Origin of the sequence: Candidatus Tisiphia endosymbiont of Hybos culiciformis, assembly GCF_964030975.1 — a bacterium.
Lineage (GTDB): Bacteria > Pseudomonadota > Alphaproteobacteria > Rickettsiales > Rickettsiaceae > Tisiphia.
Map to the genome: position 1 here is coordinate 783,725 of NZ_CAXIQH010000001.1, position 21,738 is coordinate 805,462.

At 34.7% G+C, this 21,738-nt stretch carries 27 protein-coding genes and 1 pseudogene; 5 read left to right on the forward strand and 23 right to left on the reverse strand.

The features are described from left to right. Nucleotides 1-28: 28 nt before the first annotated feature. The gene (locus ACQH2P_RS04265; protein WP_425363146.1) at nt 29-571 is read right to left on the reverse strand and encodes a hypothetical protein; all 543 of its coding nucleotides are present in this window, start codon (nt 569-571) and stop codon (nt 29-31) included. Then, on the reverse strand, nt 565-1,023 hold the full coding sequence (locus ACQH2P_RS04270; RefSeq protein WP_425363147.1) for an IS630 family transposase: 459 nt from the start codon (nt 1,021-1,023) through the stop codon (nt 565-567). The genes ACQH2P_RS04265 and ACQH2P_RS04270 overlap by 7 nt, the downstream gene beginning before the upstream one ends. 66 nt (nt 1,024-1,089) lie before the next feature. Here ACQH2P_RS04270 and ACQH2P_RS04275 point away from each other — a divergent pair, with 66 nt between their 5' ends. Beyond that, complete coding sequence (locus ACQH2P_RS04275; RefSeq protein WP_425363148.1) at nt 1,090-1,233, forward strand: hypothetical protein; 144 nt, start codon at nt 1,090-1,092, stop codon at nt 1,231-1,233. Here the strand turns inward: ACQH2P_RS04275 and ACQH2P_RS04280 are convergent. Genes ACQH2P_RS04280 through ACQH2P_RS04290 form a run of 3 tightly spaced genes read right to left on the reverse strand, consistent with a single transcriptional unit; the run spans nt 1,207 to nt 2,273 of the window. Beyond that, nucleotides 1,207-1,737 (reverse strand): IS66 family transposase, encoded by a 531-nt coding sequence (locus tag ACQH2P_RS04280; RefSeq protein WP_425363149.1) that lies wholly within the window; start codon nt 1,735-1,737, stop codon nt 1,207-1,209. The genes ACQH2P_RS04275 and ACQH2P_RS04280 overlap by 27 nt on opposite strands. Nucleotides 1,738-1,775: 38 nt before the next feature. Continuing rightward, nucleotides 1,776-2,009 carry a hypothetical protein gene (locus tag ACQH2P_RS04285; protein ID WP_425362621.1) on the reverse strand — a complete coding sequence of 78 codons (234 nt, stop codon included), beginning with the start codon at nt 2,007-2,009 and terminating at the stop codon, nt 1,776-1,778. Between the two features lie 30 nt (nt 2,010-2,039). Next, complete coding sequence (locus ACQH2P_RS04290) at nt 2,040-2,273, reverse strand: hypothetical protein (RefSeq protein WP_425362589.1); 234 nt, start codon at nt 2,271-2,273, stop codon at nt 2,040-2,042. A gap of 157 nt (nt 2,274-2,430) precedes the next feature. Between ACQH2P_RS04290 and ACQH2P_RS04295 the strand changes: the two genes are divergently transcribed. Beyond that, nucleotides 2,431-2,565 (forward strand): hypothetical protein, encoded by a 135-nt coding sequence (locus ACQH2P_RS04295; RefSeq protein ID WP_425363104.1) that lies wholly within the window; start codon nt 2,431-2,433, stop codon nt 2,563-2,565. Here the strand turns inward: ACQH2P_RS04295 and ACQH2P_RS04300 are convergent. The 3 genes from ACQH2P_RS04300 to ACQH2P_RS04310 are packed head-to-tail and all read right to left on the reverse strand — an operon-like array spanning nt 2,562 to nt 4,207. Continuing rightward, a complete protein-coding gene (locus ACQH2P_RS04300) occupies nt 2,562-3,671 on the reverse strand; it encodes an IS66 family transposase (RefSeq protein WP_425363103.1) in 1,110 nt (369 codons plus the stop codon). The two genes, ACQH2P_RS04295 and ACQH2P_RS04300, sit on opposite strands and share 4 nt — an antisense overlap. Nucleotides 3,672-3,709: 38 nt before the next feature. Then, nucleotides 3,710-3,943 carry a hypothetical protein gene (locus ACQH2P_RS04305; RefSeq protein WP_425362621.1) on the reverse strand — a complete coding sequence of 78 codons (234 nt, stop codon included), beginning with the start codon at nt 3,941-3,943 and terminating at the stop codon, nt 3,710-3,712. Between the two features lie 30 nt (nt 3,944-3,973). Then, complete coding sequence (locus ACQH2P_RS04310) at nt 3,974-4,207, reverse strand: hypothetical protein (protein ID WP_425362589.1); 234 nt, start codon at nt 4,205-4,207, stop codon at nt 3,974-3,976. Between the two features lie 179 nt (nt 4,208-4,386). Between ACQH2P_RS04310 and ACQH2P_RS04315 the strand changes: the two are divergent. Further along, nucleotides 4,387-4,713, forward strand: a pseudogene (locus ACQH2P_RS04315) (transposase); the annotation flags it as partial. A 463-nt stretch (nt 4,714-5,176) separates the two neighbouring features. Here ACQH2P_RS04315 and ACQH2P_RS04320 read toward each other — a convergent pair. The 7 genes from ACQH2P_RS04320 to ACQH2P_RS04350 form a co-directional block, all read right to left on the reverse strand. Then, nucleotides 5,177-6,249, reverse strand: a protein-coding gene (locus tag ACQH2P_RS04320; protein WP_425363150.1) for an IS3 family transposase whose coding sequence is annotated in 2 segments (ribosomal slippage) — nt 5,177-5,970 and nt 5,970-6,249 — 1,074 coding nt in all. Because the reading frame shifts where the segments join, the coding sequence is not laid out codon by codon here. A gap of 66 nt (nt 6,250-6,315) precedes the next feature. Continuing rightward, nucleotides 6,316-6,567 carry a phage capsid protein gene (locus ACQH2P_RS04325; RefSeq protein ID WP_425363151.1) on the reverse strand — a complete coding sequence of 84 codons (252 nt, stop codon included), beginning with the start codon at nt 6,565-6,567 and terminating at the stop codon, nt 6,316-6,318. A 338-nt stretch (nt 6,568-6,905) separates the two neighbouring features. Further along, complete coding sequence (locus ACQH2P_RS04330; protein ID WP_425363152.1) at nt 6,906-7,697, reverse strand: hypothetical protein; 792 nt, start codon at nt 7,695-7,697, stop codon at nt 6,906-6,908. Nucleotides 7,698-7,700: 3 nt separating this feature from the next. After that, on the reverse strand, nt 7,701-8,624 hold the full coding sequence (locus ACQH2P_RS04335; protein ID WP_425363153.1) for an Rpn family recombination-promoting nuclease/putative transposase: 924 nt from the start codon (nt 8,622-8,624) through the stop codon (nt 7,701-7,703). Nucleotides 8,625-8,712: 88 nt separating this feature from the next. Next, nucleotides 8,713-8,949, reverse strand: a complete 237-nt coding sequence (locus tag ACQH2P_RS04340; protein WP_425363154.1) for a Bbp19 family protein — start codon at nt 8,947-8,949, stop codon at nt 8,713-8,715. A gap of 9 nt (nt 8,950-8,958) precedes the next feature. After that, the gene (locus tag ACQH2P_RS04345; protein ID WP_425363155.1) at nt 8,959-10,959 is read right to left on the reverse strand and encodes a portal protein; all 2,001 of its coding nucleotides are present in this window, start codon (nt 10,957-10,959) and stop codon (nt 8,959-8,961) included. 58 nt (nt 10,960-11,017) lie between these two features. After that, nucleotides 11,018-12,217: a hypothetical protein gene (locus tag ACQH2P_RS04350; protein WP_425363156.1), complete on the reverse strand. Its 1,200-nt coding sequence runs from the start codon at nt 12,215-12,217 to the stop codon at nt 11,018-11,020. Nucleotides 12,218-12,378: 161 nt separating this feature from the next. Between ACQH2P_RS04350 and ACQH2P_RS04355 the strand changes: the two genes are divergently transcribed. Next, a protein-coding gene (locus tag ACQH2P_RS04355; protein ID WP_425362619.1) for an IS630 family transposase occupies nt 12,379-13,262 on the forward strand; the annotation gives its coding sequence in 2 pieces (ribosomal slippage) (nt 12,379-12,699 and nt 12,702-13,262; 882 coding nt in all). On the opposite strand, the gene ACQH2P_RS04360 is transcribed toward ACQH2P_RS04355, so the two are convergent. Further along, nucleotides 13,259-13,510: a hypothetical protein gene (locus tag ACQH2P_RS04360; protein WP_425363157.1), complete on the reverse strand. Its 252-nt coding sequence runs from the start codon at nt 13,508-13,510 to the stop codon at nt 13,259-13,261. The genes ACQH2P_RS04355 and ACQH2P_RS04360 overlap by 4 nt on opposite strands. A gap of 350 nt (nt 13,511-13,860) precedes the next feature. Here ACQH2P_RS04360 and ACQH2P_RS04365 point away from each other — a divergent pair, with 350 nt between their 5' ends. Continuing rightward, nucleotides 13,861-14,076, forward strand: coding sequence for a hypothetical protein (locus ACQH2P_RS04365; protein WP_425363158.1), 216 nt, complete (start codon nt 13,861-13,863; stop codon nt 14,074-14,076). A gap of 278 nt (nt 14,077-14,354) precedes the next feature. On the opposite strand, the gene ACQH2P_RS04370 is transcribed toward ACQH2P_RS04365, so the two are convergent. From ACQH2P_RS04370 to rplU, 7 genes are all read right to left on the reverse strand, one after another. After that, nucleotides 14,355-15,659 carry a DnaA N-terminal domain-containing protein gene (locus ACQH2P_RS04370; RefSeq protein ID WP_425363159.1) on the reverse strand — a complete coding sequence of 435 codons (1,305 nt, stop codon included), beginning with the start codon at nt 15,657-15,659 and terminating at the stop codon, nt 14,355-14,357. Continuing rightward, entirely contained in the window at nt 15,631-16,170 is a 540-nt protein-coding gene (locus tag ACQH2P_RS04375) for a hypothetical protein (protein ID WP_425362668.1), read from the reverse strand. Before ACQH2P_RS04375 ends, ACQH2P_RS04370 begins: the two co-directional genes overlap by 29 nt. A gap of 578 nt (nt 16,171-16,748) precedes the next feature. Next, the gene (locus ACQH2P_RS04380; protein WP_425362793.1) at nt 16,749-19,676 is read right to left on the reverse strand and encodes a hypothetical protein; all 2,928 of its coding nucleotides are present in this window, start codon (nt 19,674-19,676) and stop codon (nt 16,749-16,751) included. Nucleotides 19,677-19,925: 249 nt separating this feature from the next. Next, nucleotides 19,926-20,075 carry a hypothetical protein gene (locus ACQH2P_RS04385; RefSeq protein ID WP_425363160.1) on the reverse strand — a complete coding sequence of 50 codons (150 nt, stop codon included), beginning with the start codon at nt 20,073-20,075 and terminating at the stop codon, nt 19,926-19,928. A gap of 193 nt (nt 20,076-20,268) precedes the next feature. Next, nucleotides 20,269-20,394 (reverse strand): hypothetical protein, encoded by a 126-nt coding sequence (locus tag ACQH2P_RS04390; protein ID WP_425362792.1) that lies wholly within the window; start codon nt 20,392-20,394, stop codon nt 20,269-20,271. A gap of 662 nt (nt 20,395-21,056) precedes the next feature. Next, the gene (gene rpmA, locus ACQH2P_RS04395) at nt 21,057-21,302 is read right to left on the reverse strand and encodes a 50S ribosomal protein L27 (protein ID WP_425363161.1); all 246 of its coding nucleotides are present in this window, start codon (nt 21,300-21,302) and stop codon (nt 21,057-21,059) included. A 24-nt stretch (nt 21,303-21,326) separates the two neighbouring features. Continuing rightward, on the reverse strand, nt 21,327-21,644 hold the full coding sequence (gene rplU, locus ACQH2P_RS04400) for a 50S ribosomal protein L21 (RefSeq protein ID WP_425363162.1): 318 nt from the start codon (nt 21,642-21,644) through the stop codon (nt 21,327-21,329). Nucleotides 21,645-21,738: the final 94 nt, after the last annotated feature.

Genomic DNA, 21,738 nt, shown 5'->3' on the forward strand with positions numbered 1-21,738 from the left:
AAATTTAGATAAAAGATAATTGCTATAGTTACCTCCCTTGAGTGTTATTTAATTGTAGTTTTGATTTATTTAATGGTGGTGGTCTATTAGATGGAGAGCCTTTACTCATAAATCTTTCTATCATACTATCTACTTTTTTAGTTGTCTCAATTTTCATTTTTAAAGACTCATCTCTTTCTTTGTCTTCTGGTAGCGGTTTATCAGTTCTAATTGGCTCTTGTGCTTCTAGCTTTAGTTTTATAAAAATATTCAATTTTTCTTTATCGGGATTAGATTTTGATAATTTATCAGTCGATAACTGTATTTTCTTCAGTTGTTTATGATAAGATTTCTCAGCTACTTCCATCTGGGTCATTACTTTGTCTACATCTTTCACTTCTTGTTGTCGTATTTTATCAAGTTCAGATAATTGTTTCTCTACCGGAGCTAAGCCTAATTTCTTATAACCACCACATATTTTTACAATGTTCTCTAACTCTTCTAATGCTGTACTACTTACATCTGCTATCTTCTCTTTGTGATATGCTACTGCATAGCTATTATAATGTTCCGCTACTATAGCACTTAACATATAGGTTCATACATTATTTTAAACGTTCTACAACTTGCCTCAAATACAGAAATACCTTTATCTAATAATTTTCTAATGTTATTTTTTATCGGAAACCAATGATGTTCAATAGGATTTAAATCAGGGGAATAAGGTGGTAAAAATTTTAGTTTGCAGCCAGCTTTTTCAATTAATTCTTTAGCCCTTTTGGATTTATGAAAGCTTGCATTATCAGCAATGACAACCTGTCCAGGCTTTAGCTCCGGCACAAGGCAATTTTCTATATAAGCTTCAAATACCTTACTATCACAGCTCCCAGTAAAGACTAGTGATGCGATTAAACTATTCTGATTTAACGCACCAATAAAACTTGTTCTTTCACTACGTTTTCCCGATTTACTCCCATTACAACGACTTCCTTTCATTGACCATCCATATTCATATGATTCATTATCATTGTATACTTGCAGCAAAACTGCATAACTCTATCTAATTTTTTTGTTAGTATAAAATTTATTTTATAAATTTGGGTTCCTACTATGCAAATACCATCAATTACTATTGAGCAAGTAGCTCAGCAATTTAAAGCCTGGCGTCAAACTAAAACTAACAAGTTTGATCCCATACCAAACCATCTAAAGGAATTAGTTCGCCAGCTACTCCATCACTATTATTGCCAGTAATTCTTTATCTGCTTCTGATAATACCGGGTTATTATTGTTACTTGCATCAGTCATTAAATGAATAGAATCAGTCCTATTCTTACGATTCTTTAGTACGTTACCAATATTTTCCCCGCCATGCTTATTACCGGTAAAATATAAAACTATCACCTCATTATTTGTAGTTTTAGCACATATAGTAGTGGTATAACAGCTGCGTCCTTTCTTATTTTGAGTACGTAATTTTTTATTGGCTACAGTAATTTCTAAAATCCTGGCTCTAGTATCATCAAGGTTCAGTGAACTACATTCGGCAGCCATTTCCAATAATACCCTGTAAATTTCAGCTCCACCACCTTCTTGCCAAACATCTAAATATTGTTGCCACAACGAGCTATGGGATACAGGAACCCCGCTTAAACTTTGCAACCTAGATAAACGATAGAAGGGAGTACCGTAGGTCTTTTGTAACACTATTGCACTTTTGCTACTATTTGTCCATTTGTTGATATTTTTATTGTTCATAACTGTATAATCGCAAGCATTACAGCGTAACGTTTTCTTTACATATCTGTTGACTGTAATTGGAGCATTACCTGTAAATTGTAGCAATTTTCTAGCTTCACTATTATAGAGTTTACCATTATCACAGTGAGGACAGCTATCACCACTACAAAAATTCTCAGGAGATAAATAGCTGGTATTCGCATCCTGATAATCATCAAATCCATATTTACCTTGCCAATTACTGCGATCTCTCTTCTTGGACTCATCGTACTCTTCTTCATTACCACCATTCTTATTATCAGATTCACTCGGTGGTTCTTTTAATGAATCTGAACTATCTTTTTTTTGTTATCTGCCTTAAAACCAATCATCATCTCCTTAAGCTTATTTATACTGATGTTTGATGATGCTAGCTTGTCTATTAGTTCGTTACAAAATTTCACAAGTTCTATCACCGCTTGCTGATCATCTCCTGTTAATGAACTTGCCTTAATATGTTGTATTAGTTCTTCTCGTTCCTCAGCACTTAAGGTCGCTACTTTTGGCTTTTTCATTTTGATTCATTCATTACGTTTAATAATTGAAATGTTATAGTATAACTGATAGTTTTTCAACCAGTTTTTTTACTAATCGGTGATATTTGCATAGTAGGAACCCAAATTTATAAAATAAATTCATACTACCAAAAAAATTTAATAGAGTTATGCAGTTTTGCTGCAAGTATACAAACTTTCCCCATCTGATAATTCATCTTATCAAATTTGCTATAGAACCTTACACATTCTTATTCATAATGGTGATCCTAGTTCTGCCAAACTCTCCAATGATTGGCTTCCTGTCATTTAAGCTGCTGTCTTGATTAATTCCGTATTATTTATATATCTTGCATAGGCAAAAGGCGTATAATTCGTAGGATGCTTCTTTGCTTTGCTGCTCTGCTCTTGCAGCCAATTTAAATATTTAAAGGCATTGATCTCGTTCTCACTACAAGTCTTTACTATACTATACAGACCACTATGTATCTCAGCACTATTGATTGTTTTAAAGAATAATGAATTCTTCCTTTGTAAAATAATGGTACGTAGTGACCTCTCAGCCCAATTATTATCAAGACTGCTAACTGGAATTTTCAAAAATTGCGTCAAACCTTCTTTATTATTTAACCAATATTTCATAGCTTGCCCAAACCTACTATTAGGCTCAACTTTCTTGTCGTTAAATAATTCGTCTATTTTGTTATATATGTTTTCTATATATTTACTGCTATGTTCCTGATGGTACTTCAGCTTTTCCTCAAGGCTCATCTCTTTACATTGATGTTCATTATGGTAAATCCCACCAGTCTGTTTGAGAAAATATCCGCATTCTTCAGGGTAATATGGTTCATTCTCTGTAAATTTTCTCTGCCCATGTGACAAACAATTGATCATCACTATTATTGCCAGTAATTCTTTATCTGCTTCTGATAATACCGGGTTATTATTGTTACTTGCATCAGTCATTAAATGAATAGAATCAGTCCTATTCTTACGATTCTTTAGTACGTTACCAATATTTTCCCCGCCATGCTTATTACCGGTAAAATATAAAACTATCACCTCATTATTGGCAGTCTTAGCACATATAGTAGTGGTATAACAACTGCGTCCTTTCTTATTTTGAGCTCGTAATTTTTTATTGGCTACAGTAATTTCTAAAATCCTGGCTCTAGTATCATCAAGGTTCAGTGAACTACATTCGGCAGCCATTTCTAATAATACCCTGTAAATTTCAGCTCCACCATCTTCTTGCCAAACATCTAAATATTGTTGCCACAGAGTGCTATATGATACAGGAACCCCGCTTAAACTTTGCAACCTAGATAAACGATAGAAGGGAGTACCGTAGGTCTTTTGTAACACTATTGCACTTTTGCTACTATTTGTCCATTTGTTGATATTCTTATTGTTCATAACTGTATAATCGCAAGCATTACAGCGTAACGTTTTCTTTACATATCTGTTGACTGTAATTGGAGCATTACCTGTAAATTGTAGCAATTTTCTAGCTTCACTATTATAGAGTTTACCATTATCACAGTGAGGACAGCTATCACCACTACAAAAATTCTCAGGAGATAAATAGCTGGTATTCGCATCCTGATAATCATCAAATCCATATTTACCTTGCCAATTACTGCGATCTCTCTTCTTGGACTCATCGTACTCTTCTTCATTACCACCATTCTTATTATCAGATTCACTCGGTGGTTCTTTTAATGAATCTGAACTATCTTTTTTTTGTTATCTGCCTTAAAACCAATCATCATCTCCTTAAGCTTATTTATACTGATGTTTGATGATGCTAGCTTGTCTATTAGTTCGTTACAAAATTTCACAAGTTCTATCACCGCTTGCTGATCATCTCCTGTTAATGAACTTGCCTTAATATGTTGTATTAGTTCTTCTCGTTCCTCAGCACTTAAGGTCGCTACTTTTGGCTTTTTCATTTTGATTCATTCATTACGTTTAATAATTGAAATGTTATAGTATAACTGATAGTTTTTCAACCAGTTTTTTTACTAATCGGTGATATTTGCATAGTAGGAACCCAAATTTATAAAATAAATTCATACTACCAAAAAAATTTAATAGAGTTATGCAGTTTTGCTGCAAGTATACGAATAGTTTAATCGCATCACTAGTCTTTACTGGGAGCTGTGATAGTAAGGTATTTGAAGCTTATATAGAAAATTGCCTTGTGCCGGAGCTAAAGCCTGGACAGGTTGTCATTGCTGATAATGCAAGCTTTCATAAATCCAAAAGGGCTAAAGAATTAATTGAAAAAGCTGGCTGCAAACTAAAATTTTTACCACCTTATTCCCCTGATTTAAATCCTATTGAACATCATTGGTTTCCGATAAAAAATAACATTAGAAAATTATTAGATAAAGGTATTTCTGTATTTGAGGCAAGTTGTAGAACGTTTAAAATAATGTATGAACCTATATGTTAAGTGCTATACCTGATTCAGCTGCATATACATTTAAAAAATGTAATGCTCTGATACCCTCATGTTTTGTTCCTCTCAGCGTTTTACCATCTATTGCATAATGTTTTTCACTTAAATTGTTAGTAAAATATTTTACTAACACCTTATTTAATTGACTAGAATTATAGTGTACCCAAATGTCAAACCAAAAAAAATAAGTTAATCCGTTTTTAACTATATAAAAATTAACTATTTTTTATTATAAATAAAATACAGATAATATAAAATTTCAACAGAGTTAATCTATTTTTATTGGCTGATAAATATCAGCAGGTCTCTTATAGTTAAGAGATTGATGTCGCCTCTCATTATTATATAGTGAAACCTATTGAATTAGGTGATACAAACTTTGTGTCATACCTGCGAAAGCAGGTATCTAGATTCCCGCCTTCGCGGGAATGACAACTTACAATCGTTATGTTCTTTATCACCTAATCCTATGAGCATAACTATACCATCTAATAAATTCATTCAATATTTTTTCTAAATCAGAAATATTTTCAGGTTTATAATAGTATATCGCCTCCTGTTTTATTGTCCTCCATAACCTTTCAATATGTATATTATCAAAGCACCTACCTTTATGATCCATACTGATTTGAATATTATGCTCAATCAATAATTTTACAAAATCACCGCTGGTAAATTGAGACCCCTGGTCACTATTAAATATCTCTGGTTTACCTGTTTGCAACGCTTTTTCTAATATAAATACATAAAATTCTCCTTCTAAACTATGACTTAATCCATATGCTACAACATAACGGCTGTATAAATCAATTATGGCAATGAAATACATAAATCTATCTGGTAATTTTATGTACGTGATATCAGTAGTCCAAACTTGATTAATTCTTACAATATCTGCTCCCTCCAGTAAATATGGGTAGCTCTTATGTTCTTTATTTCCTATCGTTGTTATACATTTCTTTTGTGGATATAACCCTTGAAAGCTAAGTTCTTTCATCAGTCTTTGTACTTTCTTTTTATTAGTATTAAATCCAGTATCTATAAGCTCCGCATATACTTTTCTAAAACCATAACGACAATCAGATTTGCTATAAATCTCAGTTATTATATTCGCGAGTTCACTATCATCATTAAGTACAGGTTGATAGTAAAATTTCGATCTATGAACCTCTAATAACCTTGCGGCGTGCCTAATTGATATATTATCATGAACATCTAACATACTGACGCGACTATCATAATTTATAGTTTTAATTTTTTTTTAAGAAAATTATTTTCAACTGTAATTTCCCCTATAATCTTGTGTAAGCCATTGATTTCTTGCTCTAATATTTTCAACTGCTTATTTCTTTCTGATTCAGGCAGAAAGGCGTCTTTAGCAGAGGCAAGTAATTTCGCTTTCCACTCATGTAAATTACTTTGAGGCACCTTATATTCACTACTAACCTCAACAATAGTTTTTTTATCACTGATTAATTCTATTGCCAACTTAGCCTTAAATTCTGCAGCATATTGTTTCTTAACGCTCACTTTTTTCTCCTTTCAATTTACTTGCTTTTTAACAAATTTACTCGGATTAATCTATTTTTTTTGGTCCTATTTTATGGGGTCATTATACCTGTCACGGTCTCCATCATCAGCGTAATGCCCATGCAAATGATTATCAGGGTCAATCGGGTGCCTAGTTCTACTCTCCACCTCATGGGTAGTCATTGACTCAAAGCTAATTACCTCAGTATCCTGTGTGCCATTAGTAACGCATTTTCGTAGTTTAGAGCCTTCTTGCTGAATAACTAAGTTGATATTTTTGGCAAATTGTTCTTTAAGACCATCTGTTATTTGTTCCATTTTTCCTCCTCAAATAATCTATCAATATTTAAAGTACGATATCATTTATACTAGAATGTGGTAGTTGTTCGCTACACAACTAACGATTTTTCTGGTATATATGATTGATAGGTTATTGCGAAGTTGCAGCCTTAAAATGAGTCGTCACCTACATCAAACTTTAATGATTGGTTGGTTACGTTATTTTTTATTAGACTTACTTAGCATAAGTCAAAGATAGTTGAGGGATTTTTAGGAGAAACGAAGCCGAGTACCGCAGCGTACATAGACGTACGCGAGGAGCGGAGGCGAGTTTCGACACCAAAATCACCAACTAGATTGACTTATGCTAAGTAAGTCTATTGTTTTTTATCATAAGCGATTTTGTACAATTGTTCCCTACGTTTAACAGCTTGCTCATGTCCCGTATGGTCTTTACTCTTTAATTTTACCACAAACTCGGGGTCAGATTCAAGTTTTTCTATCTCTGCTAATGCCCCGTCCCTACTGTTAATTGCTGGTAGCTCTTTACCAGTTACTAACGAGTCGGATTTTAAGGTTTCACCGACTTTAACTAATAAATCAACTAAAGCTGGTGAGTAATGTGAGTCTTCAATTAATTTAGCCAATTCTTTAGTGCCAAACTTAGATAAGGCTGCCTGCATCACTGTCATTTTACTGTCAAAACCTTCACCGTAATTGTCTTTCAGCCAACCAATGTGAGAGTGACGTGTTTGCTCAATAGCATTTTGTTGCTGTTTCTGCAAATCCTGCGAAAAACCATACAAAGAATTAAGCAGCTTCTCACCTTGTCTTTTAGATAGCCCGCTTTGGTAAAACATATCCTCATAACGCGTTAAATATTCTTCATCTTCTTTGGAGCGTTTATCAGTATATCTCTTATCTTCAGGCAGTCCCAAACGACTATAGAATTTATGCCACTCTTCATCAGAGCTATCATCTTTTGGCACAGCAACTCGCTGATTCAAGCTCTTCTCTGCTTCCAAATAGCTCTGAGCTAAAGATGAGACATCCTTGAATTTGCCCAGTGATTCAGCTTTGCGTATTTCCTCAGGCATGTTAGCTAGCCAGTCATTACCAGAGGAAGTAGGGCTAGTTTCATAGTTATTAGCAGTTACTGCTTTGCTCATAGGTTATTCTTCTTTTGAATTTTCTAGTTCTTTTTTTAACTTTTTTATTTCTTCAATGGTTAGCCCGGTAAATTCAATTATTTCATCTATTGGCTTTCTTCTGGCAAACATTTTCTTTGCTATGGCTATAGCTTTTTTTGCTTCGCCTCTAGCTTCGCCTTCAGCTTCAGCATCTTCAATTTGTTGCTGTTCTACCGCTAAATTATCAAAACGAGCTTTGGTCATTTGCTCATAGGTGTTAAGTTCTGCCTCTGACCAGCTAGCTTGGTCTACAGCCTCAAAGGCTCTCCTTATAATTTCATCCTTACCTATTAAATTCTCTATTTCTGTTAATGTTAATGCACTATCTCCTGCATGCTTAAAAAAATACATCCACTTTTCTTCAATAGTTTTTAGCTCATTAATAGTTTTATTAAATTTCTCGAGTTCTAAAAAAACAAAGTAAAAATCTTTTAAATCATTGGCATAGCTCTCTGTATCTAAAATACGATGTTGTGATTTCCAATGTTTTTTATCGTCAAACATCACAAAATCCGCTATTGCTAAAAATATTACTCCTTTTAATTTGGCGTATACTGCCATTTTCTTGTGGTTCTCATCTTCTTTAATTATTTGCTGAGAATAGGCTTTAGCTGCATAATATTGGGCTCTTTTCTCAAATCCTGGATGCTTACTTACCTGCATCTCTACTATGAATTGATTGCCGTGTTGATCTTTACATAAAACATCAACAATAGACTTTTTGTAAATAGCAATATCAGGGTCTTGGATAGTTGGTAAAAACGTCACCTCAATTATTTTCTCATTTCCTTCACACTTGAGAACATCATTTAAAAAATGCACGAGTATATCTTTGTTCTTTTCAGTACCAAAGATTTTACGAAAACAAAAATCATTTTTAGGATCAAGAAACTTTGATAAAAACATATAACATAACCTCTTAATTGTTATTAAATATCGCTATTACTTATCTGATTCATTAGTATTTTTAGCACCATCGATATTATTAACTCCATCATCTTCTGAAACCTGCGAGCAGATATATAGAAACAACGCTTAGGTAGCCTTCAAGGAAGGCAGTGTAATCACTTTCCTGCCGAACGAAATTGCTGCGATATATACCACTCATTTGAGCTAAATCCTCTAATACCATCTTACCATCTTCTCCACTAAAAAGCTTGCAATAAATTGATCTTAATTGCTCTTTTGTTAGTAAATTTGGTGGGGATGAGGAGTTAATTAATAGTTTCATTTATTCTTCTTACCCTTGTATCTGTTGTTGCTGTTGTAACTGTTGCATTTGCATTATCTTACGTTGTTGTCTGATTTGTAATACTTCTTGCTCATTCTTAAGGATTGAACTTGGAACCCCTCTCAGCTCAAAAAATAGTTTAAAACATTCATCCCAGTTAATATTATCATAGATTTCAGGAAAAAAGTTACTGATACCACTTCGTTGAAAGAAACCTAATACTTGTTCAACGCTGGCTATTGCTGATGTTTTCTGGGCTCTGGATAATGGTGAAACATATTCAATCTCTATCTCGGGTGGGCTATTTGCTCCCTCTAAGATTGGTACTCTGTTATATTTGATTAGTGTTTGATATATTGCCATGATTAACGGATTTAACAACTCACTCTCAATTCTACCAACCATCGGAGACATTAAACGATATTGTTCCTCCGTCCTAATTTGCATCTCAGTGGCAGTCATTTCTTTGTTTTCCTTTTGCATCCTGAATATATCGATATAGAATGCCTTGTATATGGCATCCCGGCATTGATTTTGTTCGATCTCAGTAGGCAAGATATTTTCCATACCAGTTAGTGGTATTATTTTATCTGCCATACCATTGCGGTAAAAATCATATAATACCTCATAATTATATTTCTTACTAGCTGCAGTCATGCTAGGCAAACCAAGGGTTAATCCTTCAATATCTTTAAGTGAGACTATCTTGCCCAGAGATTCAGATAATTTCGGTAAATCTTGTAGTCTAGGTACTGACCTCATGTTAAAATGTTCTACTGCTTGTTTTAAACCACCAAGCTCAGCTATCGGCATTTTTTCTAGTCCTGATCTACCATATCTTGCCATTTGGTCTAAATTGCCTGACATACCATCATATTGATGGTTATTAGCAAGATCAATTTTTTCAAGGTTTCCCAGTTTATTAGCAATATTTGATGTGTTCATATAATGACCAATACCAACTAACCCTGAACCTGTCCCAGCAGCTATTCCTGCTCCGAGTCCTCCGAATCCTGCGAGTCCTGCGAGTCCCATAGTAGCTCCAAAAGTTAAGGCACCAAGAACTCCCCCCTGTACCAAACCAGTGATTCCAGCTGATTTCTCATATTTTCCAGCCCGCCACTTTACATCGTGAGCATAGCTATCCAACTGGCTTTGTGCAGATCCACTATAACTCCTTAACTTATCTTGTAGACCCTGAATATGCGATTGCCGATTAGCATAATCAGTCTCTATTTGTTCTGCTCTGTTTTGCTGTTGTTTATATTGGTCAATCATGCTGGTTAATTGATATCTTGCCTGATCAAATTTACTAGTATCTTGCAATAGACGATCTTGACTTGCTTGATAGTTACCTAACTGATGCTCAAGCTCAGCTTTCTCCATACTTATATTTTTATGTTCCCTGGTAATATCATTCATAGAATAACGGATTTTCTCTTCTATTGCCTGACATTGCTTTTTTAACGATTCAACATCTTGCTGATGTTTAGCAATTGCACTGCCTGCTTCTTCTTCAGTTAAACCTCGCAAACTTTCTTCCTGCTGAGCTACTCGGTCGTAGAGGTTTTGGAAGGCACCCGGTAGTTGTTCCACTTCTCTCATTCTTGCTTCAAGAGCTGGAGCCTTCTGTTTTAAGCTTTCAAAAGATTGTTTAAGTTGCTGAGATGAGGAAGATAGCCTAGCTCTTTGTGTTTCTATATTCTTTAAACCACTATCATATTGGCTAGCATACTGATTTAATTGGTTTTCCATCTCATAGCTTCTATTGCTATAGTAGTATTGTTGCTCCTCTAGAGAACGTAAACCCTGCATCGATTGCTGTATTTCGCCAGATAGATTATCGATAGTAGTTTGTGCTTCACTACCATAATTATTATAGCGATCGCGTGATTCCTCATAGTTACGCTTGTGCCTTTCTAGATCAGAACCAGTAAGATATTTACCACCAGGAATATACCTATTAATAAAACTTTTAGTTGCTTTCCATGGGTTAGACCAAAATGACATTATACTACCTCGTCTATATTATAGTCGTTTATATTTATACTACTTTCACCCATCCTACTTACCTCTCCAAAGCATTATAATCATTCATTGCTTTACGATATTGTGATATATTATATTGCGATTGCTGTTGCTCATTACCAGTTTTAACGTCCATCGCTAAATAACAAAAGCTCTCGGTTATATCAGTAGCTCTCGAGGAGCTAGAATGCACGCCCCTTTTAGTAGCATCAAACTCATAGAGGCCGTTAATACCACGCTGACATTTCTCAGCATCTATTCGACACCTACCTAGCAAACTTCTTACTTTAGTTATCATCTCTTCCCGTAAATATTTCCTACCAATAGCAAATGGTGAAAAGCCTACTTTTTCTGCTATTTCATTAGCTTGTTGTAACCGAGTATCCAAAGTCGGCATTTGTCTTCTACTCATATCATGGGGCAATACGTTACGTCCATATTGATAGGGTCTAGTTCTTAAATGATTAAGATAAAACTCTCTTTGAATCTCTTCGTTAGTCATATCAACAGAAACTAACTTGTTTTTATCGACTAGTGGTTGTCCCTCATTATCCGTAGTATCTTCAATAGTTTTTATTTGGCAAAACACTTCCGGACTATCTTGGTATTTCCGGTATAATTCTTCACCATGTGTTAATTTTGGATTATCGGAAGGAGTATATAAATAAAGCAACCAGCCATTATTACGAATTACCATCGGCTCTATAACACAGCTCATAGCTCGTGGATCATGGTAAGAATACTCTGAGATAACTGCTCCCTTAATACCACTACCCCTGATAGTAGCATAACGATCACTACCGACAAACTGAATCACTGAGCCATTTTTAAATAATATCCGTTGCTTATATTGCTGACTACGAGCAATAATGCCTTTAGGGATAAATGACATATAAGGACGCCCCGATAATGTCATACCATCCCATATACTCATTTTAGCTTGATTATAGGTAGGATAAACATACCAATAAATGCCAACTTCCCGAATGGCACTAGCAGTGATCCAATTAATACCCATAATATCCTTACCAGCTCTTCTATGCCAAATTGCTATAGCTTTCTTCCCACCAGAGTATAAATATCTCCACAAAGGTAGTTGAAATGGGTAAGGCGACCAGTCCACTGGAAACTTAAGGCTTTTAGAGGTAGAGCTAGGAAGCTCTTTGCTGGCTTTAGCTTTACTAGTAGTTTTCATCACTCTGGGCTTACTGCCCTTTGGCAATTGCATATTCTGCTTCATACGATTCTATTTCAAAATTAGCTATATCTATCATTTTTGACATTTCTTGAACTTTTGCCGCCTGTTCAGCTTCATCACTATTTTTCCTATGGTATAGCACTTAACATATGGATTCAAATAAGTTATAATGATAAATAATAAAAAAATTATATAATAGAAATATGGCATCCCCCTACAGTTACGATTTACGTTCTAGAGTTATAGAACATTATGAGAAATATAAGAAAGTAGCACTTACATGCGAAACCTTTAAAATTAGTCGGTCAATAATCTATGATTGGATTAGATTAAAGAAACAAACTGGAGATATAAAGTCAAAGGAGGGATACCAGAAAGGATATGGTCATAAAATCCCTGATTTATCGGAGTTGCGTCATTTAGTAGAAAAGGGTAACTCGTTAACGCTTACAGAAATAGCAAAAGAATTAGATAATGTTGCAAGTATAATGACTATCAGCCGAGCTTTAAAGAAACTCAACATTACTCGAAAAAAAAGACATATGCGTATAAAGAAAGAGATGAAGGAAAGCGACAAGATTTTCTCAGTGAATTAGAAAAAGTGCCGATAGAGAGACGTGTTTATCTTGATGAAGCGGGCATAAATGATAATGAATCATATGAATATGGATGGTCAATGAAAGGAAGTCGTTGTAATGGGAGTAAATCGGGAAAACGTAGTGAAAGAACAAGTTTTATTGGTGCGTTAAATCAGAATAGTTTAATCGCATCACTAGTCTTTACTGGGAGCTGTGATAGTAAGGTATTTGAAGCTTATATAGAAAATTGCCTTGTGCCGGAGCTAAAGCCTGGACAGGTTGTCATTGCTGATAATGCAAGCTTTCATAAATCCAAAAGGGCTAAAGAATTAATTGAAAAAGCTGGCTGCAAACTAAAATTTTTACCACCTTATTCCCCTGATTTAAATCCTATTGAACATCATTGGTTTCCGATAAAAAATAACATTAGAAAATTATTAGATAAAGGTATTTCTGTATTTGAGGCAAGTTGTAGAACGTTTAAAATAATGTATGAACCTATATGTTAAGTGCTATAACTAGTATCATTTTTCCTCGTTTGATATTTCTGCGAATTAGCTTTAAGATATTCCAGCAACGACTTAGAACAATATTTTTTCTTAGTAGCGATTGCCTGATTATCCTTGTTATAGGTCACTTCTTCATAACCGTTAATTGCTCTGTCATATAACACCCCTTCTGCTCTATCTACCGCAATGGCTAAAGCTAAATTGACACATTTGGCTAAATATTTATCGCTATTAATAATCCGGTGCAACCTAAGTGGCGAGATATACTCTTCTACTTTTGACTTCCTGCATAAGTCAATCTAGTTGGTGATTTTGTCGTCGAAACTTGCCTCCGCTCCTCACGTACATTTAAGTACGCCGCGGTACTCGGCTTCGTTTCTTCTAAAAATCCCGAGGGCTTCTTTGACTTATGCAGGAAGTCTATTCATTTTTAAATCCAATTATCCAAATTATTCGAGTATACAACCAGCCTTTTCAGCAGCTATAACAATGTTACCATGCTCACAAAGATATCCTCTATTGAGCCAAACTTACTGATGGTACTAGGAGACTGTCGGAAACAACTAAAGTAATTCTATAGTTATGCTCATAGGATTAGGTGATAAAGAACATAACGATTGTAAGTTGTCATTCCCGCGAAGGCAGGAATCTAGATACCTGCTTTCGCAGGTATGACACAAAGTTTGTATCACCTAATTCAATAGGTTTCACTATATATTTGGCTGCGAATAAACATGATTCTCTTGAAATAGGTACACTATTCCTGCGAAAATCCTATTTATTCTCGTCGAAAAATAGCTCAAAATATAATTAATTAGCCATCTCCAACAGTCTCCTAGATGATATCTTTGCTAAATATTTTTCAAACAAACCATAATTTTTAATCATATAAATATTCCTTATAACCCCTTATATTACAACTAACTTCCAGGCTTTTGTCAGTTGATTAATTGAAAAACACCCCCTATATTTCGCAGCATATCTCAACTAAAGATTGCTGTCAATAGTTTATTTTCTATTATTTGTATTATTATTAAATTTTTTATATTTAGTTATTCCAAATTAGCTTATATCTATAAATATAACAGATTTTTACGCTCCACTAATAGCCGTTTTCATTATTTTTGCGGGATTGCTTATTTTTTCCATGCCACAGTACATATCTTTGCTGTATTTATCCTTAATCCAGTGTCCAATAAAGGCAGTGGTTGGTTTGAGAGTGATCTTATTGCAAGTCGTATCTTCTTCAACTGCTTCTAACTTGCTAAACCAGGATTTGTCCAAGTTCTCACCGTATAACTTTAACAAATATTGCCTTATTTTATACCACACTGACTCTGGGTTTAGTCCACTTAGCTCTAAATAATAATCCGATGGAGTTCTTTTGTTAGTAATACGCAATTGCAGAACCTCTTTACCATATACCTCTTGCACTTTATTGAGCAATGTGCATTTATCAGGTTCTGACAAAGAGATGTCTGCTAGATCAATCTTGTATTCATCGTCACATACTCCAAAAAAACTGCAGCTAGTCAGCAATTTATAAGCAGTATTAGGCTCAAAAGCTCCAACAATCTTGCGTTGCAACTGATTCAGTGGTTTAACGCCCTTATTAGCTTCTACCTTCCGCAAATAAGCCTCTCTTGCCTTGGTAGCATTGTCCAGCTTGAAGTTAAAGTTTGGGTTATTAGCTACAGTTGGTGAACGCATTTCATGACGCAAAGTTTTTCTCATGTAATTCAGTACTGCTTGCTTGCAGGGAAAGAGATTTTTAGGAGAGTCCACGCTATGTTTAATCAACAGCTTGTTCATGAAACTCAAATTGAAATCACGACCTGTTCTCCTTCTTAGCCAAGCAGCATCTTCTTCGGTCAATGGATAAAACTCCTTTAGCTCCATAGGTGAATACAAGCCTTTAGCCATTTTAGTAACATCCCTAAGCCACCTAGACAATTTTCCACTAGCTTCTTGCTCAGACTCGCTACCTCCTGAATATCCATCTGTTGAGTCAGAATCTGAATCGGAGTCTGACTTGTCATCAGTTAGAGCTGCATCGCCGGAATTGTCGTCTGTGGAATTGTAGGGTAACGCTTCATTTACTGAGCTTACCGTTACCTTCGTAGGTAAATTCAAACTTTTCTCCTCAGATAACTCAAGCTCTGCTAAGCTTTGTTCACCTGAATTTATCGTTATCTCTGGCGATAAGTTAAAGCTTTGCTCCGTAGTTGACTCAACTTCTGACAAACTTTGTTCACCTCTTTTTTCCGGTACCTCAAGCGGTAAATTAAGGCTTTGCTCCTCAGTTGATTCAGGCTCTGACACACTTTGTCCACAATTTTGTCCACAATTTTTTTTATTTTTTTCGTATCTAGATAATATAGATATATATAGATGCATTTTTTTTTAATTTTTTCTGAGTTGAGTTAGAATTTTCTCCAGGTTGGGTTAAAATATTTTGATAGCTAGACTGGATATTAGTGTGATTAAAGTGATAAGAATTATTATTAGCTTTACGAAAACTTGTAAATTTCTTAAGAAGTTTGATACATAAAATGTTACGGCATTTTATATTATATTTGACCGTAGTAATTAAAGTATGATAAATGAACCCACTTTTTTGCAATTCTGTTAGACATTGTTTAACCCTACTTTGACTAACTCCTAGCTCTTGTTGGAAAAAATGATAGCCTTCTTGTAACTCTTGTGAGTCTTGTGTATTATTATAACGATTAGTTTTCATGCAAGAAACTATCAAAGATAGAAGTTGACGAGAAGTTTTAGTTAATTGCTTACCACAATTATTAGTAAGGTTTCGCCATTCAGGCGGGACGAAATTACCGACTATGTTATAGAAAATAGTATCAGCATTTTCAACTAAACCGTCGGAAAAAGTTAATGATTCTGTCATATTTTTCCCCCTTGCAACAGGGTTAAAAATAGATTTTTTTGTAGGTTAAATTTCAGGATTTGTACATATGGTACACATATGAAATTCTTAGTAAAAATTATAAAGCCCTGGAAGCCTGATAAGGAATGGCGGGGCGTATGGCACATATTGCGAACCTTAAACCAGTTTAGATTGGAGCTTTTACGGATTATTTTAAAGCCTAGTTATTTTAGGAGACTGTTGGATGATGTACAGAGAATTGCTTTATAAACTGAAAGATTTACATAATTTGTAAAGGTAGAGACCGGATTGTTGAAAAAGTATAAGTGGTTAAAATTACACCAATATTTTTACTTTTTAGTAACAATAGGTTTAGTAGCAATGGGTAAAAATACAAAAAAATAATTTTAATTTAATTATCCTTTTAAAATTTTGAACCATTGCTATCATATAAACTTGAATTTGGAATTTTTGAATATCCCTAAATCTTGCTATATTAGAGTTTGTCTGCAAACTAAAATCAAGGTATGATGAAGTGAATAAAGTATTATTATCAAGAAATATAAAATATACTTGTAGCAAAACTGCTTCGCAACCTTTTAGCAGTACAAATCACATTTTAAAACTACATCGCCAAGTAGATTTTTGGTAAATTCTTCATTTACCAGGTCATAATTACAAAAATCAGGCTCTTGCTGTATTCTGGCGATAAAATCTTGTCCCTGAGCAGCAACATTAACAATAGTCTTAATTTTCTCTAAAACCGCAACCTTAAAATTTTCATCATGACTTAGGCTGAATGCATGGTGATAATATTTTTTGGCTTGCTCAAATAAACATATAGACTCAAAATATTCAGCCTGTTTTAGCATTATATCAGGATTTCTTTTATCTTGTTCTAACCATGCTTTAAAACAGGCTTTTATCTCAAATTCATTATTAACTACTTTATAGCAGTCAATCGCCTTAGCATATTCACCCTTGTTTAAAAAAAACTGCCCGAGTTTCTCATATATCTTTGGTTGATAGATATTGGCATCTATAGCTTTTGCATAGTAAACCAATGATGCTTCATTGGCACCATCCTTCTCAGCAATACTAGCTAAGCAACTATAGGCTATAGCCTTAAGATTCTTGCAGGCAGGAGAATCTTGGTAATTTTCCAGATATTCTATAGCTTTACTATAATAATCTGGGTCAGATTGGTTCTCATCAATAGGAAAACTACTAACTTGATACTCAAGATTCTCTGTTACTTTAGTGTGGCAAGCTGTTATTAACTCGGCAATCTTTGCATGTTCAGGTAATTCAGCTTTACAGACAGTAGAGAAAAATTTCACATAGTCATATTGCTGCTGTAAGCAATAACCATAGTCTTGTATCTGATGCTTAAGCTGAGAATTATCAGACTCAGCATATTCAGCAAAAATATCCACTGCTATCTGCAAGATTGTTATGGCATCTGATATACTCTCTATTTGCTTATTAAGTACTTTCTGCAATCTTGATAATAATTCCAGTCCTAGAAAATATTCACCTTCACTATGTTGTTTCAGTTCGTTGTAATTAATTGATGAGGGTACCCAATCTTTGACAAGATTATAATTCTCGGAAAATGCATTGAGTGGATTGACATTTGAACACTGAGTTGCATTACCAATAGCTTTAACTATCACCTCTAATAGTTGATTAAAATTACTACTAGCAGTATTTAACAGATGAGATGAACACTCCATAGCTTTCTTTGAAATAGTTATATTGACCATCTCATCTTTAACGTCAGAATATTTGGATGACTCTTCTATTGCCGCAAGTAAGTCAGGTACAACTAACTCACCTTCTGTAGTTGGTTTATAGAATAGATGTATTGAGCAATTATTAATCAGTGCCTTGTGTTCATCTGTTGCCCTTTGATTATCTGTTAATATTTTATCTATAGAGTTTTTAATATTATCCATATTTTTGTTTGGTGGGACATGGGTAAATATTAAAGATATGCTGCCCTCTATAGACCCAATATCCTTAAAACTTTTTATAAAATTAGATAGTGTTTCAAGGAAATCATTACCTCTTTTACTCCTTAAATCCGATTCATTTACCACCAACACAAATTTTAGCTGCTCTGTAGTTTCAAAGAGCCTTTTAATATAGAATCTGTTAACGATTTCTAGAACAAGCTCAGTATCATTAAAGCCAGGACAATCCCAAATGGTTGTACCTTTAGCAACACATTTATTAGGAATCTTAGTCTCGGAAGCCATTTTATGACCAATGACAATATCAGCAAGTGGTTGCATCGCGTCAATAACAAATTCTTTAATTTCATCATCAAAAATCGCCTGCAACTTTCTTCCAGCAAGGGCGTGAGTGAGTGTACTCTTGCCACTCCCAGTATCACCAACCACCAGCACCCCTTTCTCGACATGTTCTTGCAGGCGGTCGTTACCATCTCGGATTAGATTTGATACTTGTCTGATAGTAGCTTGGTCATCCTTATCAAACTGATCATCTCCACCCTCTACCTCAAATAATTTCACAACCGGTATATTTGGTATATATTCTTTCACTTTTGCCTCCTCTAGTACTTTTAATTTATTAGTCTCCTCTTGTTCTTTAAGCTTTGCCTCTTGCTCAAGTCTTTCAGCCTCTTGTCTGGCTTTTTCAGCTGCCTCTGCTTGTTGTTGCTGTTTTAGCTTGGCAGCCTCTTGTCTGGCTTTATTAGCAAAATCTCTATTAATATTTAGGGCTGTTGCTATCTCCTTCATTATAACATCTCCTATCTGGTTTCCAGAAAGGTCAAGATGAGTAATATAGGGATTAATCTTTAGGAGGTCTGCTAGACCTTTCGCTCCTGCATCTCCTATCTGGTTATAATCAAGTCTAAGAGTAGTAATAGATTGATTATCCTTTAAGCCTTCTGCTAGACCTTTCGCTCCTGCATCTCCTATCTGGTTATACCGAAGGTCAAGAGTAGTAATAGATTGATTATCCTTTAAGCCTTCTGCTAGACCTTTCGCTCCTGCATCTCCTATCTGGTTAGAATTAAGGTAAAGAGTAGTAATAGATTTATTATCCTTTAAGTCTTCTGCTAAATCTTTCGCTCCAGCATCTCCTATCTGGTTATACCGAAGGTCAAGAGTAGTAATAGATTTATTATCCTTTAAGCCTTCTGCTAGACCTTTCGCTCCTGCCTCTCCTATCTTGTTATTATTAAGGTAAAGAGTAGTAATAGATTTATTATCCTTTAAGCCTTCTGCTAGACCTTTCGCTCCTACATCTCCTATCTGGTTATTTTGAAGGTCAAGAGTAGTAATAGATTGATTATCCTTTAAGGCTTCTGCTAGACCTTTCGCTCCTGCATCTCCTATCTGGTTACCCCAAAAGTAAAGCATAGTAATAGATTTATTATCCTTTAAGAGGTTTGCTAGTTCTTTTACTTCCGCATTTCCTATCTGCTTACTACTCAGGTCAAGGGTAGTAATAGAGTTGTTTTTTATTTGTTGTATAATAGTTTGTTCTAATGGCATTTTTTCCTCTCTTTTATTTCGGTCAAAAGTGATCAGTATTTATTAGTTATCAATGAAGTACTGTTATTTCATATGTATCGTTGGCATTAACCTAGTCTTTTAGGTCATATGGCTAACCCGATTATCATTTATTCATAGTAATCTAATGAATGTGGATTGCTTCGACCACTACGTGGTCTCGCAATGACGTTGGGGACTAAAAACCGTCATTGCGAGGAGCTGCTTTAGTAGCGACGAAGTAATCCATTTTTATGTCATACCTGCGAAGGCAGGTATCTTAGATTCCCGCCTACGCGGGAATGACATAGGAGTCCACGGAAATGACAACTTACATTGCTTCGTCGCCCTACTAAATTGTCTCCTCGCAATGACTTTTTTTAGACTTACACGATTCTTCATTACTATAAATAAATTTTAATAACTTTATTATTAAAATTATATAGTATTAAAATATTTTAATATGTAAAGTATTTTTGCAAAAAATTTGTGGGAATATAAAATTTAGTGGCAATTATGCAATGATTACATAATTAGTTGTGGATTGTAACTAGCTGTTGTTAAAAGAGCGGTTTTATAATTGAAACTATAAAGTTCATATAGCTATAGTGAAACCTATTGAATTAGGTGATACAAACTTTGTGTCATACCTGCGAAAGCAGGCATCTAGATTCCCGCCTTCGCGGGAATGACATCTTACAATCGTTATGTTCTTTATCACCTAATCCTATGAGCATAACTATATATAAATTAAAAATTACCAATGATTTTAGGGAATTTTATCTGAATTTTAACCAAAATTAACTAATTTTTTTTGTGGTCAAGGGGGGGGCAATAGATGATTACAATTTACATGCTAGATTCCTGCTTCCGCAGGTATGACAACAGTTTTAGTACCATTCCCGCACTCCCGTCATTCTTAGCAACGGCGGGAAGCTAGATAGTCGCTCCGTCAAAAAGGCTGTAGGTATTAGAGGTAATACATGTTTGCGGTTAAAAATCACATCAAAATCCATAAGATTTTTACCCTATTTTGTCAAAAACCTTATGGATTTACAAAGTTTTTATAACCTAATCACAGTACCAAGATTGTCATCCCTACGAAAGCAGGGATCTAAAATAGTGGACAAAAAGCCCTGAGATATTATAGATTCCTGCCTACGCAGGAATAACATCCTTTTTGTTTAAACATAGCAGATGTTGTATCTTTAGACTTTTGACGGGGGAACTATATATGGTCTTGGCTATATTTTCGCTAGCAGGAAGATATCTAGCAGGCGTGTTATTAGGCAAATGAAGATGCATATTCTCATCAATTTGTAAAGAGAATGTACCAGAAATATGTTCTAATAACCATAATGTCTCAAATTTAGAATTATATCATCACACAACACTGACTATTTTATGACCTCTCTTACTAGAGAATTCTACTTTACCTGTAATCAAAGCAAATAACGTATGGTCTCTTCCAAGGCCAACATTTTCACCTGGATAAATTTTAGTACCACGTTGTCTAACAATTATATTACCTGGTATGACAGAGTGTCCATCAGATTTTTTAGTACCTAATCTACGACCGGCTGAGTCTCTACCGTTTCTAGAACTACCACCAGCTTTTTTGGTTGCCATCTAAATATCCTTAAATAAATTCCGTTATAGTTTAGTAATGTCTAATATTTTCAGTTCAGTTAATTCCTGCCTATGACCATTCTTCCGACGATAATTCTGGCGACGTTTTTTCTTAAAGATAATAACCTTACTATCTTTAAATTGGTTAGTAATTTCAGCTGTAACAAGAGCCCCTTGAACCATTGGCGTACCGATAAAAGATGGCTTCGAATCTTCACCAATCATTAATACCTGATCAAGTTGAATTTTTGCTCCTCTATCACCATCAATTTTTTCTATTTTGATGACACTGTTTTTGCCGACTTTATACTGTTTTCCGCCTGCTTTGACGATTGCGAACATGAAAAATATCCTAAACTAAAATTTAAATAAATTAAGTCCTTAAACAAAACTAAGTCGGCATTATATTACTCCCATCTATTTTAGTCAATGGGAA